This is a genomic window from Pseudomonas sp. NPDC088890 (assembly GCF_044900155.1).
GTDB lineage: Bacteria > Pseudomonadota > Gammaproteobacteria > Pseudomonadales > Pseudomonadaceae > Aquipseudomonas > Aquipseudomonas urmiensis.
This window is the reverse complement of sequence record NZ_JBJDNG010000001.1, coordinates 103,218-119,308: the sequence shown is the minus strand read 5'-3', so window position 1 is coordinate 119,308 and position 16,091 is coordinate 103,218. Positions and strand designations below refer to the sequence as shown.

Genomic DNA, 16,091 nt, shown 5'->3' with positions numbered 1-16,091 from the left:
ACTCGGTCAATCGTTTGACCTGAGGTAGATTTCCCGGTGCCTGCCCTCCTGCGTTGCCTGACCCTGCTGCTGTTGCTGTTCACCCTGCCCGTACACGCTGCCGGCCTGCCGGGGATACTCGGCTCCAGCGCCCCTGCCCAGCCGCAAGCCAGCGAGCCGTTGGCCAAGTCGCTGGACGAGGTGATCAAGAACCTTGAGAACGACCAGCAACGGAGCAAGCTGCTGGCTGACCTGAAGAAGCTGCGCGACGCCAGCAAAGAGACCCAGACCAGCCCTGAACAAGGCGTGCTCGGCCTGATTGGCGGCGCCCTGCACGACCTGGAAAGCCAGTTCAGCGGTGACGCCAGCCCGTTTCGCCGCTGGTCGCAGGAAATCGAGCAAGCCCAAGCCGAGCTGACCTCACTGATGGTGCCGGTGCACCAATGGCCGGCGATCCTGTTCGGCTTCATCGCCATCATCGCGGTGTGGAGCCTGCTGGCCTATGCCTTCAACTGGATCGGCCATCGCGTACGTCTGCGCTTCGGCCTGAGTGAAGAACTGCCCCAGCACCCGCGCACCTGGGATCTGGTGCGCTTTGCCCTGCGCAAACTCGGCCCCTGGCTGGTGGCGCTGGTGTTCACCGTGTACCTGAGCTTTGCCCTGCCCTCCTCGCTGGGTAAATCGATGGCGATGGTGCTGGCCTATGCGCTGGTGGTCGGCACCTGTTTCTCGGCGATCTGCGTGATCGCCTTCTCCCTGCTCGACGGCCCGCACCGCCACCGCGCCTTGCACATCCTGCGCCATCAAGCATTCCGCCCGCTGTGGCTGATCGGCAGCTTCGCGGCCTTCGGCGAGGCGATGAACGACCCGCGCCTGACCACGGCCCTGGGCACGCACCTGGCGCATGCCCTGGCGACCCTGACGAATGTGTTGGCGGCGCTGTGCACCGGGTTGTTCATCCTGCGTTTCCGCCGGCCGATCGCCCACCTGATCCGCAACCAGCCACTGTCGCGGCGCCTGACCCGGCGCACCTTGAGCGACACCATCGAGATCCTCGGCAGTTTCTGGTACATCCCGGCACTGATCCTGGTGGCGATTTCGCTGTTCGCCACCTTCGTCTCAGCCGGCGACACCAGCACCGCCTTGCGCCAGTCGCTGATGTGTACCGTGCTGGTGGTGGTGTGCATGGTGCTCAATGGCCTGGTGCGCCGCCACGCCGCCAACCCCAAGCGCGCCAATCGCCGCCAGGAGGTGTATACCGAGCGCCTGAAGAACTTCGGCTATGCCTTGGTGCACCTGTTCATCTGGTTGGTGTTCATCGAGCTGGGCCTGCGCGTGTGGGGCTTGTCGATGATTGGCTTTGCCGAAGGCCAAGGGCATGAAGTGAGCCTGCGCCTGCTGGGCCTGGCTGGCACCCTGATCGCCGCCTGGCTGGTGTGGATCCTGGCCGACACCGCCGTACACCACGCGCTGGTGCGTTCGCGCCGCGGGCTGGCCAACGCCCGCGCGCAGACCATGATGCCGCTGATTCGCAACGTGTTGTTCGTGGCCATTTTCATCATCGCGGTGATCGTCGCCCTGGCCAACATGGGCATGAACGTGACCCCACTGCTGGCCGGTGCCGGGGTGATCGGCCTGGCCATTGGTTTTGGCGCGCAGTCGCTGGTGGCCGACTTGATCACGGGCCTGTTCATCATCATCGAAGACTCGCTGGCCATCGATGACTACGTCGATGTCGGCGGCCACCTGGGCACGGTCGAGGGCCTGACCATCCGCACCGTGCGCCTGCGCGATATCGACGGCATCGTGCATACCATCCCGTTCAGCGAGATCAAAAGCATCAAGAACTACTCGCGCGAGTTCGGCTACGCCATTTTCCGTGTGGCGATCCCGCACAGCATGAACATCGACGAGGCGATAACGCTGATCCGTGAGGTGGGCCAAAAGCTGCGCAGCGACCCGCTGATGCGCCGCAACATCTGGTCGCCGCTGGAACTGCAAGGGGTGGAAAGCTTCGAATCCGGCCAGGCGATCTTGCGCGCACGCTTCAAGACCGCGCCGATCAAGCAGTGGGAAGTGTCGCGGGCGTTCAACCTGGCGCTCAAGCGTCAGTTGGATGAAGCTGGGGTAGATTTGGCCATGCCTAGGCTGTCGGTGCAGGTGGTGACGGCTGGGGGTGGTGGGTTGACCGAAACTGGCGCTGCCGGGTGACGCCTCATCGCGGGGCAAGCCCGCTCCCACGCAGCGCCCTACATTGAGCGTGGGAGCGGGCTTGCCCCGCGATGGCGTAGCGTGCAGCACTACCCTGCCTCAGCCCGAATACGAATCGCATCATGGCGCCAATACTCAAGGTCACAGTCGATCAAATGCCCATGCTGATCGCTGTTGACCCGGGTGATGTGCAGCCCAGGGCTGCCCGCGGAAACCTTCAATGCCAGCGCCGCCGCCACCGGCAAGGCGGTAGGCAGAATCTCGAAACACACCTGGCCGTAGCGAATCTGATACTCGCGCTGATAGATCTCGGTCAGCGACTGGGCCAGGTCCTGTTCGAGAATCCCCGGAAAATAGTGCGGATTCAAATAGTGCTCGGCATACAGCACTGCCCGCCCATCGATGCGGCGCAACCGGCAGATCTGCACCACGCTGGACAACCCCGGCAGGCGCAAGCGCGCGCAGATCGCCGCCGACGCCGGCAGTAACCGCGCCGACAACAGCTCGGTACTCGGTAGCCGCCCCTGATCACGGACCATGGCGTGAAAGTGGCTGCGCTCGATCAGGTCATAGGTCAGCCGCTGCGGTGCGACAAACCAGCCACGGCGCTCTTCGCGATAGATCAACCCCTGTGCCTCCAGCTGCACCAATGCCTCGCGCAAGGTGATGCGCGTGGTATCGAACACCTCGCTGAGCTTGCGTTCAGCCGGCAGCTTGCCGCCCGGCGCCAGCAGACCGTGTTCGATCTGCTCCTGCAAGGCATGACAGATAGCTGTTACCGCGCGCGGTGGCGTCGCTTGCATCAAAGGTTACCTATCTGGACTAGTCCAGCCCCAGAACAGGGCATTTGGAGAATAGTGCAAGCCTAGGCACAGCCGATGAACATCCTGTGACAAAGCCCTGCACAGGCCCCTGCCAGAAACGGGCCAGCCCTTGCCAATCAAGGCGTGGGTCTTGGTCTACGCTGTATCTCCAGGGCTGCCGGTTGCCAGTACTGGCGCCTTTCCTACATCAAACTGTCACGCAAGCGGCCTACCTTGGCTCAAGGTTTGCTGACCTAGACCACCACCGCAAGCAAGGTTTGCTCGATAAGCATAATTTCAAAGCACAACTGCAAGGCATCCCCACCAAAGGAGCTTCGGATGAAAAAGTTCTTCATGGCGTCACTGCTGGGCTCGGCCATCGCCCTGGGTAGTTCGGCGTGGGCCGCGGACGATCTCAAGGCCCTCGAAGACGCCGCCCGCAAGGAAGGCGCCGTCAACAGCGTGGGCATGCCCGATGCCTGGGCCAACTGGAAAGACACCTGGCAAGACCTGGCCAGCAAGTACGGCCTAAAGCACAGCGACACCGACATGAGCTCGGCCCAGGAAATTGCCAAGTTCGACGCCGAGAAAGACAACGCCAGCGCCGACATCGGTGACGTCGGCGCTGCCTTCGGCCCTATCGCCGTGGCCAAGGGCGTGAGCCAGCCGTACAAGCCGAGCACCTGGGATCAGGTTCCAGCCTGGGCCAAGGACCAGGACGGCCACTGGGCCTTGGCCTATACCGGCACCATTGCCTTCATCATCAACAAGGATCTGGTCAAGGAAGGCGATCGGCCGAAAACCTGGCACGACCTGGAAAGAGGCAAATACAAAGTCGCCATTGGCGATGTCGGCACTGCCGCCCAGGCCGCCAACGGCGTGCTGGCTGCGGCGATTGCCTACAAGGGCGACGAGACCAATATCGAACCGGGCCTGCAGCTGTTCACCAAGCTGGCGCAGCAGAAGCGCCTGTCGCTGGCCAACCCGACCATCCAGACCATCGAGAAAGGTGAAGTGGAAGTCGGCGTGGTGTGGGACTTCAACGGCTTGAGCTACCGCGCCCAGATCGATCCGAAGCGCTTCGAGGTACTGATCCCGTCGGACGGTTCGATCACCTCCGGCTATACCACCATCATCAACAAGTACGCCAAGCATCCCAATGCGGCCAAGCTGACCCGCGAGTACATCTTCAGCGATGCCGGGCAGATCAACCTGGCCAAGGGCCATGCCCGGCCGATTCGTGCCGAGCACCTGAAGCTGCCAGTGGATGTGCAGGACAAGTTGCTGCCTAACGAGCAGTATGGTGCGGCGCAGCCGATCAAGAACGCCGAGGCCTGGGAAGCGACCTCCAAGGCCCTGCCGCAAAAATGGCAAGAGCAAGTGATCATCGAAATGGAGTAAGGCCAGGACGCTTCGGTGCCTGAACCGGCCCCTTCGCGGGCAAGCCCGCTCCCACAGGGATCAGCGTTGTATTTACAGCCGCGTTGTTCCAGCGCAGACCACTGGCACTACGCTGACCTCAAGAGCAGTACTGAACCCTGTGGGAGGGGGCTTACCCGCTCCTACAGGGATCAGCGTTGTACTTACAGCCGCGTTGTTCCAGCGCAGACCACTGGCACTACGCTGACTTCAAGAGCAGTACCCAACCCTGTGGGAGGGGGCTTACCCGCTCCTACAGGGATCAGCGTTGTACTTACAGCCGCGTTGTTCCAGCGCAGACCACTGGCACTACGCTGACCTCAAGAGCAGTACCCAACCCTGTGGGAGCGGGCTTACCCGCTCCTACAGGGATCAGCGTTGTACTACAGCCGCGTTGTTCCAGCGCAGACCACTGGCACTACGCTGACCTCAAGAGCAGTACCCAACCCTGTAGGAGCGGGCTTACCCGCTCCTATAGGGATCAGCGTTGTACTTACAGCCGCGTTGTTCCAGCGCAGACCACTGGCACTACGCTGACCTCAAGAGCAGTACTGAACCCTGTGGGAGCGGGCTTGCCCGCGAAGAAGACGACACCGCAGTAACTGACACACCGCCACTGGAGCCGCCATGCAACACAACGTCATCCTGGTCCTGCTCGACGGCCTCAACCACCAGGTGGCCCATCACGCCATGGGCCACCTGCACGCCTACGTCGAGGCCGACCGCGCCGCCCTGTATCGAGTCGAATGCGAACTGCCGTCACTGTCGCGGCCACTATACGAATGCATCCTCACCGGTGTGCCGCCGATCGACAGCGGCATCGTGCACAACAATGTCAATCGCCTGTCCAACCAGCGCAGCGTGTTCCACTACGCCCGCGAAGCCGGCCTGGGCACCGCGGCGGCGGCCTATCACTGGATGAGCGAGCTGTACAACCGCTCGCCGTTCGACCCGCAACGCGACCGCCATACCCACGCGCCCAAACTGCCGATCCAGCACGGTCTGTTCTACTGGGACGACCGTTACCCCGATTCGCACCTGCTGGCCGATGCCGAATATCTGCGCCGGCGCCACGCACCGAATTTCCTCCTGGTGCATCCGATGAGCATCGATGACACCGGCCACCGCCATGGCCTGGACAGCAGCCAGTACCGCAACGCGGCGCGCAGCGCCGACATCCTGCTGGCCGACTACCTGCCGCGCTGGCTCGAAGAGGGCTACCAGATCCTGGTCACCGCCGACCACGGCATGAACAACGACCGCTCGCACAACGGCCTGCTGGCCGAAGAGCGCGAGGTGCCGCTGTTCGTCTTTGGCGACGCGTTCAGCCTCGACCCTGCGGCCAAGCCCTTGCAAACCGAGCTATGCGGGACGATCTGCGAACTGCTCGGGGTGACCCACGATAAAACGGTTTGCCGGGAGCTGCTCAAGTGACCTCCAGCCACCGCGGCCGTTTCCTGGCCCTGCTTTGCCTGCTGCCGTTCGCGGTGTTCTTCTTCATCTTCCAGATCGCCCCGCTGGGCTGGGTCGCGGTGCACAGCGTGCACGCCGAAGGCGGCTGGGGGCTGGACAACTTCAGCAAGATATTCGCCTCCAAGTTCTACCTGCAGGCGCTGCAACGCAGCCTGGAGATCAGCTTCTATTCGAGCCTGTTCGGCATCCTGATCGCCACCCTCGGCGCCTATTCGCTGCGCCAGGTCGACTCGCGGCTGCGCGATTTCGTCAGCGCCTTCGCCAACATGACCAGTAACTTCTCAGGCGTACCACTGGCCTTCGCCTTCATCATCCTGCTCGGGTTCAACGGCGCGCTGACCCTGCTGCTCAAGCAGATCGGCCTGCTCGAAGACTTCAGCATCTATTCCAAGAGCGGCTTGATCCTGGTCTACACCTATTTCCAGATCCCACTGGGGGTGCTGCTGCTCTACCCGGCCTTCGACGCCCTGCGCGAAGACTGGCGGGAGTCGGCCGCGCTGCTGGGCGCCAGCCACTGGCAATACTGGCGACACATTGGCCTGCCCGTGCTGATGCCAGCCCTGCTGGGCACCTTCGTCATCCTGCTGGCCAACGCCCTGGGCGCCTACGCCACCGTATACGCGCTGACCACCGGCAATTTCAACGTGCTGCCGATCCGCATCGCGGCGCTGGTGGCGGGCGACATCAGCCTCGACCCGAACCTGGCCAGCGCCCTGGCGATGGTGCTGGTTGGCTTGATGACGCTGGTGACCGTGGTCCATCAATGGCTGTTGAAGAGGAGCTACCATGCGCGCTGAACCTGGCAAGGGCGGCGTGTACCACCGCGTGGTGGTGTACTTGCTGTTCCTTATATTGCTGCTGCCCCTGGCCGGCACCCTGCTCTACTCGCTGGCCACCAGTTGGTCGGCAAGCCTGCTCCCCAGCGGGCTGACCTTGAAGTGGTACGTGGCACTGTGGAGCGAGCCGCGCTTTCTCGCCGCATTCGGCCAATCGCTGCTGGTTTGCGTTGGCGCCCTGCTGTTGTCGGTGGTGCTGATCCTGCCGTTGTTGTTTGTGGTGCATTACCACTTCCCGCGGTTGGACGCCCTGATGAACATCCTCATCCTGTTGCCGTTCGCGGTGCCGCCGGTGGTGTCTTCGGTGGGCTTGCTGCAACTGTATGGCAGCGGGCCGATGGCGATGGTGGGTACGCCGTGGATCCTGATCGGTTGCTACTTCACCGTCGCCCTGCCGTTCATGTACCGGGCGATCACCAACAACCTGCAGGCGATCAATCTGCGCGACCTGATGGACGCCGCCCAAGTGCTCGGCGCCAGCACCTGGCAGGCGGCGTTGCTGGTGGTGCTCCCCAACCTGCGCAAGGGCTTGATGGTCGCCTTGCTGCTGTCGTTCTCGTTCCTGTTCGGCGAGTTCGTATTCGCCAACCTGTTGGTCGGCACCCGCTACGAGACCCTCCAGGTGTACCTGAACAACATGCGCAACAGCAGTGGCCACTTCAACAGCGCACTGGTGATTTCCTACTTCGCCTTCGTCCTGCTGCTGACCTGGGTCGCCAACCGTCTGAACAAGGACAAATCCTGACATGAGCTTCGTCAGCGTAGAAAAACTGCACAAAAGCTATGCCGGCACCCCGGTGTTCCAGGACATCGACTGCCAGATCCAACGCGGCGAGTTCGTCACCCTGCTCGGCCCCTCCGGCTGCGGCAAGTCCACCCTGTTGCGCTGCATCGCCGGGCTGACCCCGGTGGACAGCGGGCAGATCCTGCTGGACGGCCAGGACATCGTTCCGCTCAGCCCGCAGAAGCGCGGGATCGGCATGGTGTTCCAGAGCTATGCGCTGTTCCCCAACATGACCGTGGAGCAGAACGTTGCCTTTGGCCTGCGCATGCAGAAGACCAAAGCCGAAGAAAGCCAGGCGCGGGTGCGTGAGGTGCTGGAGTTGGTCGAGCTGGGCAGCTTCGCCGGGCGTTACCCGCACCAGCTGTCGGGCGGCCAGTGCCAGCGGGTGGCCTTGGCCCGCTCGCTGGTCACTCGCCCACGCCTGCTGCTGCTCGATGAGCCGCTGTCGGCGCTGGATGCGCGCATCCGTAAGCACCTGCGTGAGCAGATCCGCGCGATCCAGCGCGAGTTGGGCCTGACCACTATTTTCGTCACCCACGACCAGGAAGAGGCGCTGACCATGTCTGATCGCATCTTCCTGATGAACCAGGGCCGCATCGTCCAGAGCGGCGATGCCGAGACCCTCTACACAGCGCCGGTGGACCTGTTTGCCGCAGGTTTTATCGGCAACTACAACCTGCTCGATGCCGACAGCGCCAGCCGCGTCCTGCAACGGCCAATCGCCAGCCGCCTGGCGATCCGCCCCGAGTCGATCAGCCTCGGCCTCAATGGCGAGCTGGACGGCCTGGTCCGCAGTCATAGCTTGCTGGGTAATGTCATCCGTTACCGGGTCGAGGTGCGCGGGGTGGAACTGGTGGTGGATGTGCTCAACCGCTCATCGGCCGATCTGCATCCGGACGGCCAGCGGGTATCCTTGGCAATCGACCCCACCGCGCTACGAGAAGTGGCTTAGGAGATTTGCGCAATGGCTTTGGCAATTTTCGATCTGGACGAAACCCTCATTCACGGTGACTGCGCGTCACTGTGGAGTGAGCAGATGGCGCGGCTTGGCTGGGTCGACGGCAAGGAGTTTTTGCGCCGAGACCATGAACTGATGGAGGCTTACGGCAAGGGTCACCTGCGCATGGAAGAGTACATGGCCTTCAGCCTGGAGCCGATCGCCGGGCGCACCCTGGAAGAGGTCGAGCATTTGGTCGAGCCGTGGGTCGAGGAGGTGATCGAGCCGATCATCTATGGCGATGCCTGCCGCTGTATCGCCGAGCATCGCAAGCTGGGCGACCGGATTCTGATCATCTCGGCCTCCGGCACTCACCTGGTAGGGCCGATCGCTGCGCGGTTGGGGGTCGATGAGTACCTGGCGATCGAGCTGGAGGCGATCAACGGGGTGTATACCGGCAAGACCCATGGCGTGCTGACCTACCGCGAAGGCAAGATCACCCGCTTGCTGGAGTGGCTGGATCAGGAGCAGGAAAATCTGGAGGGGGCGAGTTTCTATTCGGACTCGCGCAATGACTTGCCGTTGTTGCTGAAGGTGGATCATCCGAGGGTGGTCAATCCGGATGCGGTGTTGCGTGAGCATGCCCAGATCAATGGCTGGCCGATTCTGAGTTGGTCTTGAGCTCACATTCGCAGGGCAAGCCCGCTCCCACGCCAGTAAGTCGCTCTGGGGTGGGAGCGGGCTTGCCCAGATCAATGGCTGGCCGATTCTGAGTTGGTCTTGAGCTCGCATTCGCGGGGCAAGCCCGCTCCCACGCCAGTAAATCGCTCTGGCGTGGGAGCGGGCTTGCCCCGCGATGGGGTCAGCAGGGACTACACAAGGCTCTGGTCGATCACCAACACCAACTTGCCCGACACCTGGTTGCTGGCCAGCTCCGCATAAGCCGCCTCGGCAAACGCCACCGGGTAGGTATCGACCAACTGCGCCTTCAGGCGGCCTTCAGTAAACAGCGGCCACACCTGCTGCGCCAACTCCTGCAGCAACTCAGCCTTGAAGCCATCATCGCGATTGCGCAGGGTCGAGCCCGTCACTTGCAGGCGCTTGCCCAGTACCACCGCCAGGTCCAACTCGACCTTGCGCCCGCCCATCAAGCCAATGATCACCCAGCGCCCATCGCGCGCCAGCAGCTCAAGGTTAAGCGGCCCATAACCAGCGCCCACCGGGTCGAGAATCACGTCAAACGGCGCCAGCCCCTTCAAATCATCCAGGTTCTCATTGCGCACCACGCCACCGGCCGCACCCAGGTCCTGGCAATAGCTCAGTCGCTCGGCCGAGCCAACGCTGACCCACACCGGGTTGCCAAACGCCTTGCACAGCTGGATCGCCGCCGAACCGACGCCGCTGGCCCCGGCATGCACCAGCACCTTCTCGCCGGCCTTCAGGCCGCCGAGCTGGAAGATGTTCAACCAGGCCGTGGCATACACCTCGGGGATCGCCGCCGCTTCGTGCAGGCTCAGGCCCTCGGGCACCGGCAGCACATGGCGGGCATCGACCACCACTTCTTCGGCCATGCCGCCACCGGCGAGCAGTGCGCACACCCGATCACCCACACGCCAGTCGGCACCAGCGCCAACCTCCTCGATCACCCCCGAGCATTCCAGGCCCAGGTAAGGGCTGGCCCCCGGCGGCGGTGGGTAGAGCCCGGCGCGCTGCAACAGGTCAGCGCGGTTCAGCCCAGCGGCGGCCACACGAATGCGCACCTGGCCCGCGTCACAGGTCGGGCGCTCGGCCTCGACCCACTCCACATGTCCGTCAACGCCTTGCAATGCCTTCACAGTGCCTCCATAGTTGAGTCATGACTGAGCCCGAGGATGCTTACCTCGGGCTTTTCGCAGTATTTGTCCGGCTCCATGGAACCGGCGAACGGAATAGACGGCCTACTATGCGTGATCAATTGCCTTTACGTCGAATCAGCATGAAGCATTTCCTGCCCAGCACCGCCCTCGCCCTGCTCATCGGCGTCGGCAGTCTGACGCTCGGCGGCAATGCGGCGGCCGCCAACAAGTGGGAAAGCCTGCAGCCAGATCGAGACGAGGTTGTTGCCAGCCTCAACGTGGTGGAGCTGCTCAAGCGCCATCATTACAGCAAGCCGCCGCTCGATGATGCCCGCTCGGTGATCATCTACGACAGCTACATCAAGCTGCTCGACCCTTCGCGCAGCTACTTCACCGCGTCCGACATCGCCGAATTCGACAAGTGGAAGACCCAGTTCGACGACTTCCTCAAGGCCGGCAATCTCGACCCGGGTTTCACCATCTACAAGCGCTACCTCAATCGGGTCAAATCGCGCCTGGACTTCGCCCTGGCGGAGCTGAACAAAGGCGTCGACAAGATCGACTTCACTGCCAAGGAGTCCTTGCTGGTCGACCGCAAGGACGCCCCGTGGCTGAAGAATGAGGCCGAGCTCGACGACCTGTGGCGTAAACGCGTCAAGGACGAAGTACTACGCCAGAAGATCGCCGGCAAGGATCCCAAGCAGATCCAGGAAACCCTGACCAAGCGCTACAAGAACCAACTGGCGCGCTTGAACCAGACCCGTGCCGAAGACATCTTCCAGGCCTATATCAACACCTTTGCCCAGTCCTACGATCCGCACACCAACTACCTGTCGCCAGACAACGCGGAAAACTTCGATATCAACATGAGCCTGTCGCTCGAAGGTATCGGTGCGGTGCTGCAAAGCGACAACGACCAGGTCAAGATCGTGCGCCTGGTGCCGGCAGGCCCAGCAGCCAAGACCAAGCAGGTTGCCCCGGCTGACAAGATCATCGGCGTCGCCCAGGGCAACAAGGAAATGGTCGACGTGGTCGGCTGGCGCCTGGATGAAGTGGTCAAGCTGATCCGTGGCCCGAAAGGCTCGGTGGTGCGCCTGGAGGTCATCCCGGCCAGCAATGCGCCGAACGACCAGACCAGCAAAGTGGTCTCGATCACCCGCGAAGCGGTCAAGCTTGAAGAGCAGGCAGCGAAAAAATCGGTGCTCAAGCTCAAGCAGGACGGGCGTGACTACAAGCTGGGGATCATCGAGATCCCGGCCTTCTACCTGGACTTCAAGGCCTACCGTGCCGGCGATCCGGAGTACAAGAGCACCACCCGCGACGTCAAGAAGCTGCTCACCGAGTTGCAGAAAGAGAAAGTCGATGGCGTGGTCATCGACCTGCGCAACAACGGCGGCGGCTCGCTGCAGGAAGCCACCGAGCTGACCAGCCTGTTCATCGACAAAGGCCCGACCGTGCTGGTGCGCAATGCCGATGGCCGCGTCGATGTGCTGGAAGATGAGAACACCGGCGCCTTCTACAAAGGCCCGCTGGCGCTGCTGGTCAACCGCCTGTCGGCCTCGGCCTCGGAGATTTTCGCCGGCGCCATGCAGGACTACCACCGCGCGCTGATCATCGGTGGCCAGACCTTCGGCAAAGGCACCGTGCAAACCATCCAGCCGCTCAACCATGGCGAATTGAAGCTGACCCTGGCCAAGTTCTACCGGGTCTCCGGGCAGAGCACCCAGCACCAGGGCGTACTGCCGGACATCGACTACCCGTCGATCATCGACACCAAGGAAATTGGCGAGAGCGCCCTGCCCGAGGCGATGCCGTGGGACACCATTCGCCCGGTGATCAGACCGGCGGCCGACCCGTTCAAGCCGTTCCTGGCTGAGCTCAAGGCACGCCATGACGCGCGCAGCGCCAAGGACGCCGAGTTCGCCTACATCCGAGACCGCCTGGCCCTGACCCAGAAGCTGATGAACGAAAAGACCGTCAGCCTCAATGAGCAGGAACGCCGCGCGCGCCACGATGAGATCGAAGCCAAGCAACTGGCCCTGGAGAACATTCGTCGCAAGGCCAAGGGCGAAGAGCCGCTCAAGGAGCTGAAGAAGGAAGACGAAGACGCCCTGCCGGTCGAGGATGAAGACACCAAGCCGGAAGATGACGCCTACCTGGCCGAGACTGGGCGCATCCTGCTCGACTACCTGAGCCTGAACTCGCAGGTGGCCAAGCACTGAGTGCCGAGCAGCCGTTCAAACGTGTGACATAAACCAGAAGGGCCGAACGTGTGAACGTTCGGCCCTTCTGGGTTATGTACGGGTGTATCAGCGCCTGGCTCAGGCCTCTTCGGGATAGCGGTACTCGAAGACCCGCACCACTTCCGATGCGTGCCAGGACGCCGCCTCCATGCCATCCACCGGCCCGGAAAACCGTCCAAGGCGCTCGACACATTCGAAAAAGCCGGTGCGCGGCAGGCGGCTGGCGCCCTGGCTGATCACCAGGGAGCTGCGCAGCGGCTGCTCGGCCTGGGCGTCGATACGCGCCAGGTATTCCAGGGCAGCGGTCAGCGTCTGCATCGCTGGGGTGGGCAATTGCAGACGCTCGAGCAGGGCGCGGTAGGTAAGCAGATGACGCTGGCGTCGGGCTAGATCAAGTTCATCGAGCAGGCTTTGCCACTGCTGACGGCTGATCCTCACCTGGCTCATGACCGCTCGCTCCAGCCAGCGATACCCAGGTGCCAGGCCAGACTGCGCAAGATCGCCGCATCAGGCCGACGCTCGCCTGCTTCGATCATGGCCAGGTACGCCGGGCTGATGCCTACCGTACGCGCCAGTTGTTCGGGAGCCAGGCCCTTGGCCTGGCGTAACTGCGCCAGCTCACCCAGGTCGAGCAAGGTTGCGCTTGGCGCAGGAGCATCTGCCTGGCCTGCTTCGGCCTTGGCGGTGGCAGGCGCTTGACCAGCCGCCTTGAGCAGAGCCTGGTAGTGCTCCCAGGGAACAACGGCATATTCGGGCTGACCGTCCCGGCTGATGACCTGAATTTCCATCACAATCCCCTTACGTAGGATTACTCCATGTAATCCGTAGGCATAATCCTTATGCCAATTATATTACCAAGCGCGGGAGTCTGTGCAGTTCAGGTGCAAATCAGGGCGTGCGGCGCTCTAGGCGTAGCGCTTCAGGGGTGTCGGGCAGGCGCTCGACCACACGCAGACGCTCCGGGGCCTGGCTGTCACGCCAGGCTTTGAAGCGGCCCAGCTCATCGGCCACGGTCTTGAGCACCCAACCCAGCACGGCTATGTCATCGAGAAACCCGACACCCAGCAGCCAGTCGGGAATCGCGTCCAATGGGCTGACGAAATACAACAGGCCGGCCACCACGGTGACCAGCGCCTTGGGGCTGACCGCGCGGTACTCACCCCGCCACCACGCCAGGCACAGCGCCTGCATCAGCCGCACATCTTCGCGCAGCTGGCCAAGCCTGGGCCCTTTACGGGCAACGGCGAACAGCAAAGCCGGCAACCGACCACGGCTGAGCAAGCGCTCGGCCAGGGGCAGGAAACGGGTGAAATTCCAGGGTGCGCTCATGAGGCCTCCAGATCGGCAGAAGGTTATCCACATTTATTGTGGATAACCTTGTGAACAGGGCACAGTTTCCGACGCCGGGCGCCCAGTGGGCAAGGGTCTGGCTCAGATCGGGCGTTTTTTACACAGTTGTTTCATCTTCGCAAACGTTTTGCGGCAACCGCAACGCCAGTCCTTTTTCCGACAGCCCGATGCCCGCAAGGTTCGTCTTGCCTGCCGCGCTGAAACGACAACGCCCCGGCAGGCGGGGCGTTGTGCGGTCAGCCGAGGCTTACTTGGCCGGCGCTTCGGCAGCGTCCGGCGCTTCGCCTTCAAGCTTGCTCGGGTCTTTGATGGCGATCAGTTCCAGATCGAACACCAGTACCGAGTTAGCCGGGATCAGCGGGCTTGGGCTCTGCGCGCCGTAGGCCAGTTCAGCCGGGATGTACAGTTTGTATTTCTCACCGACGTGCATCAGTTGCAGGCCTTCGACCCAACCTGGGATCACGCCGCTGACAGGCAGGTCGATCGGGCTGCCGCGCTCGACCGAGCTGTCGAACACCTTGCCATCGATCAGCTTGCCTTCGTAGTGAACGGTAACCACATCGGTCGGCTTAGGCTGCGGGCCATCGGCCTTTTTCACCACTTCGTACTGCAGGCCGGAGGCAGTGGTAACCACGCCTTGCTTCTTGGCGTTTTCTTCCAGGAACTTCTTGCCAGCGGAAGCGGCTTCTTCGCTGGCCTTGGTCAGGCGCTCTTCCGCACGCTTTTGCAGGGCGGTGAAGGCCTCGACCAGCTCTTCGTCCTTGATGCGTTGTTCTTTCTTGCTGACCGCATCCTCGATACCGAGGGCTACTGCTTTGGAATCAAGGTCTTCCATGCCTTCCTGAGCCAGGCTCTTGCCCATGTTCAGGCCGATACCGTAGGAGGCTTTCTGTGCCGGGGTTTTCAGCTCTACGCTGCTGGTCTGGGCATCGCAGCCCGCCAGAACCAGGCTTACCAGGGCAACCGCAGCCGCCAAACGATGTTGTTTCATGCTAGTTCCTTGTTCATGCGCCATAAGGGCAATCAGGGTAAAGCCGCGAGCTTATCAGGCGGCCGTTACCAATGGCTACCGGCATAAGAGCGGGTTGCGGGCTGGAAGTTCAGTGGGTGAAAGGTTGTTCATCCCAGGGTTGCAGCCAATGGCCAGTATTGACGGGATAGGCTCGGTTTGCCGGGTTTTTGTGGCTATTTATTTCGAAGTGCAGGTCACCGGGCCCTGGAGAAGCCGGTGACATGCCCAGCACGCTCAAGGATAAACCCCATCCCGATACTGCCCGGCCACCTCGCGCAACACCTCGCACATCCACTGCGCAGGCAGGCTCTGCGGCAACGCGGCATTGCGACAGATCCCCACCGAGCCACCCGGCTCCTGCACGCCGAGGTCCAGCTCAACCAGTTCGCCACTGCCCAGGTCGATCAGCACTGCATCGCGTGGCGCGACCCACACCGCATCGCTGCCCAACAGATAGCGCCGGCTCAACGCCAGCGACAACGTCTCCAGGCGCTGCGCCGGCAGTTGGATGCCACATTGCACGAACAGGCTGTCTGCATGCTGGCGAATGGTTGTGCCCGCGGGCGGCAGCACCAACGGATAGTCCCCTACCCGCCCGCGCTCTACTGGCTGACGCGCCAGCAGCGGATGCCCAGGGCGCACCACCAGGCTCATCGACTCGCTATACAAATGCTCGAATGACAACCCCTGGATCTGCGGGCTGTCCGTCATGCGCCCGACCACCAGTTCCAGCTCACCCAAATGCAACTGGCCCAGCAACTGCGCACTGACGCCTGTGACCACGCTGATCACCAGATCCTGATGACGCTGGTGCAAGCGACACAGCACCTCCGGCATCAACAGCCCTTCGACGGTCGAAAGCACACCAATGCGCACCTGCGAAGGCGCTCGCGCTTCGCCGCGCAGCGTGCTCACGCCGTCGCGCAACGCCTGCACGCTGGGCCCGGCGTAGCGCATGAAACGGGTCCCGGCCGGGGTCAGCTCGACGCCCTGACGGGTGCGCTCGAACAGGCGCGCTTCAAGCAGCTCTTCAAGCTCCTTGAGGGTCTTGGAAATAGCTGGCTGGCTGATCGCCAACACCCCAGCCGCCCTGGCCAGACTGCCCTGGCGGGCAATCTCCAGGAAGCACAGAAGATGGCGATACTTGATACGCGTGTCGAGATTCATGCCTTGGGGGGCGGCCGCTGCCGCGATAGCGTCGATGCGCCA

The 16,091-nt window shown here is 62.7% G+C and carries 15 protein-coding genes; 8 read left to right on the top strand and 7 right to left on the bottom strand.

Annotated features, from left to right (window positions below; translation table 11 throughout):
- Nucleotides 1-36: 36 nt before the first annotated feature.
- Complete coding sequence (locus ACI2JX_RS00520; protein ID WP_404689127.1) at nt 37-2,190, top strand: mechanosensitive ion channel family protein; 2,154 nt, start codon at nt 37-39, stop codon at nt 2,188-2,190.
- An 89-nt stretch (nt 2,191-2,279) separates the two neighbouring features.
- Here the strand turns inward: ACI2JX_RS00520 and ACI2JX_RS00515 are convergent, their stop codons facing one another.
- Nucleotides 2,280-2,993: a UTRA domain-containing protein gene (locus ACI2JX_RS00515; RefSeq protein WP_186554709.1), complete on the bottom strand. Its 714-nt coding sequence runs from the start codon at nt 2,991-2,993 to the stop codon at nt 2,280-2,282.
- A 339-nt stretch (nt 2,994-3,332) separates the two neighbouring features.
- Here ACI2JX_RS00515 and ACI2JX_RS00510 point away from each other — a divergent pair, with 339 nt between their 5' ends.
- The 6 genes from ACI2JX_RS00510 (at nt 3,333) to ACI2JX_RS00485 (ending at nt 9,123) form a co-directional block, all read left to right on the top strand.
- Complete coding sequence (locus ACI2JX_RS00510) at nt 3,333-4,394, top strand: ABC transporter substrate-binding protein (protein WP_264235790.1); 1,062 nt, start codon at nt 3,333-3,335, stop codon at nt 4,392-4,394.
- Between the two features lie 645 nt (nt 4,395-5,039).
- On the top strand, nt 5,040-5,846 hold the full coding sequence (locus tag ACI2JX_RS00505; RefSeq protein WP_264235789.1) for an alkaline phosphatase family protein: 807 nt from the start codon (nt 5,040-5,042) through the stop codon (nt 5,844-5,846).
- Nucleotides 5,843-6,682, top strand: coding sequence for an ABC transporter permease (locus ACI2JX_RS00500; protein ID WP_404689126.1), 840 nt, complete (start codon nt 5,843-5,845; stop codon nt 6,680-6,682). Before ACI2JX_RS00505 ends, ACI2JX_RS00500 begins: the two co-directional genes overlap by 4 nt.
- Nucleotides 6,672-7,466 carry an ABC transporter permease gene (locus ACI2JX_RS00495; protein ID WP_404689125.1) on the top strand — a complete coding sequence of 265 codons (795 nt, stop codon included), beginning with the start codon at nt 6,672-6,674 and terminating at the stop codon, nt 7,464-7,466. The genes ACI2JX_RS00500 and ACI2JX_RS00495 overlap by 11 nt, the downstream gene beginning before the upstream one ends.
- Before the next feature lies 1 nt (nt 7,467).
- Nucleotides 7,468-8,457, top strand: coding sequence for an ABC transporter ATP-binding protein (locus ACI2JX_RS00490; protein WP_264235787.1), 990 nt, complete (start codon nt 7,468-7,470; stop codon nt 8,455-8,457).
- Between the two features lie 12 nt (nt 8,458-8,469).
- Nucleotides 8,470-9,123, top strand: a complete 654-nt coding sequence (locus ACI2JX_RS00485) for an HAD family hydrolase (protein ID WP_404689124.1) — start codon at nt 8,470-8,472, stop codon at nt 9,121-9,123.
- A gap of 191 nt (nt 9,124-9,314) precedes the next feature.
- On the opposite strand, the gene ACI2JX_RS00480 is transcribed toward ACI2JX_RS00485, so the two are convergent.
- Nucleotides 9,315-10,277 carry an NAD(P)H-quinone oxidoreductase gene (locus tag ACI2JX_RS00480; RefSeq protein ID WP_264235785.1) on the bottom strand — a complete coding sequence of 321 codons (963 nt, stop codon included), beginning with the start codon at nt 10,275-10,277 and terminating at the stop codon, nt 9,315-9,317.
- Between the two features lie 140 nt (nt 10,278-10,417).
- Between ACI2JX_RS00480 and ACI2JX_RS00475 the strand changes: the two genes are divergently transcribed.
- Nucleotides 10,418-12,499: a carboxy terminal-processing peptidase gene (locus ACI2JX_RS00475; protein ID WP_404689123.1), complete on the top strand. Its 2,082-nt coding sequence runs from the start codon at nt 10,418-10,420 to the stop codon at nt 12,497-12,499.
- A gap of 99 nt (nt 12,500-12,598) precedes the next feature.
- Here the strand turns inward: ACI2JX_RS00475 and ACI2JX_RS00470 are convergent, their stop codons facing one another.
- The 5 genes from ACI2JX_RS00470 to pcaQ form a co-directional block, all read right to left on the bottom strand.
- Complete coding sequence (locus tag ACI2JX_RS00470) at nt 12,599-12,967, bottom strand: hypothetical protein (protein WP_264235783.1); 369 nt, start codon at nt 12,965-12,967, stop codon at nt 12,599-12,601.
- Nucleotides 12,964-13,308 (bottom strand): helix-turn-helix transcriptional regulator, encoded by a 345-nt coding sequence (locus ACI2JX_RS00465; protein ID WP_264235782.1) that lies wholly within the window; start codon nt 13,306-13,308, stop codon nt 12,964-12,966. The genes ACI2JX_RS00470 and ACI2JX_RS00465 overlap by 4 nt, the downstream gene beginning before the upstream one ends.
- Before the next feature lie 100 nt (nt 13,309-13,408).
- Nucleotides 13,409-13,849, bottom strand: a complete 441-nt coding sequence (locus ACI2JX_RS00460; RefSeq protein ID WP_264235781.1) for a YkvA family protein — start codon at nt 13,847-13,849, stop codon at nt 13,409-13,411.
- A gap of 268 nt (nt 13,850-14,117) precedes the next feature.
- Nucleotides 14,118-14,861 (bottom strand): FKBP-type peptidyl-prolyl cis-trans isomerase, encoded by a 744-nt coding sequence (locus ACI2JX_RS00455; protein ID WP_186554697.1) that lies wholly within the window; start codon nt 14,859-14,861, stop codon nt 14,118-14,120.
- 255 nt (nt 14,862-15,116) lie between these two features.
- Nucleotides 15,117-16,049 carry a pca operon transcription factor PcaQ gene (pcaQ, locus tag ACI2JX_RS00450; protein WP_404689122.1) on the bottom strand — a complete coding sequence of 311 codons (933 nt, stop codon included), beginning with the start codon at nt 16,047-16,049 and terminating at the stop codon, nt 15,117-15,119.
- Between the last annotated feature and the right edge of the window lie 42 nt (nt 16,050-16,091).

Bases quoted from the DNA above. Each gene is read 5' to 3' on its own strand.
- pcaQ (WP_404689122.1), bottom strand. From the start codon at position 16,049: ATGAATCTCGACACGCGTATCAAGTATCGCCATCTTCTGTGCTTCCTG.
- ACI2JX_RS00505 (WP_264235789.1), top strand. From the start codon at position 5,040: ATGCAACACAACGTCATCCTGGTCCTGCTCGACGGCCTCAACCACCAG.
- ACI2JX_RS00470 (WP_264235783.1), bottom strand. From the start codon at position 12,967: ATGAGCCAGGTGAGGATCAGCCGTCAGCAGTGGCAAAGCCTGCTCGAT.
- ACI2JX_RS00490 (WP_264235787.1), top strand. From the start codon at position 7,468: ATGAGCTTCGTCAGCGTAGAAAAACTGCACAAAAGCTATGCCGGCACC.
- ACI2JX_RS00485 (WP_404689124.1), top strand. From the start codon at position 8,470: ATGGCTTTGGCAATTTTCGATCTGGACGAAACCCTCATTCACGGTGAC.
- ACI2JX_RS00515 (WP_186554709.1), bottom strand. From the start codon at position 2,993: ATGCAAGCGACGCCACCGCGCGCGGTAACAGCTATCTGTCATGCCTTG.
- ACI2JX_RS00475 (WP_404689123.1), top strand. From the start codon at position 10,418: ATGAAGCATTTCCTGCCCAGCACCGCCCTCGCCCTGCTCATCGGCGTC.
- ACI2JX_RS00460 (WP_264235781.1), bottom strand. From the start codon at position 13,849: ATGAGCGCACCCTGGAATTTCACCCGTTTCCTGCCCCTGGCCGAGCGC.
- ACI2JX_RS00465 (WP_264235782.1), bottom strand. From the start codon at position 13,308: ATGGAAATTCAGGTCATCAGCCGGGACGGTCAGCCCGAATATGCCGTT.
- ACI2JX_RS00495 (WP_404689125.1), top strand. From the start codon at position 6,672: ATGCGCGCTGAACCTGGCAAGGGCGGCGTGTACCACCGCGTGGTGGTG.
- ACI2JX_RS00455 (WP_186554697.1), bottom strand. From the start codon at position 14,861: ATGAAACAACATCGTTTGGCGGCTGCGGTTGCCCTGGTAAGCCTGGTT.
- ACI2JX_RS00510 (WP_264235790.1), top strand. From the start codon at position 3,333: ATGAAAAAGTTCTTCATGGCGTCACTGCTGGGCTCGGCCATCGCCCTG.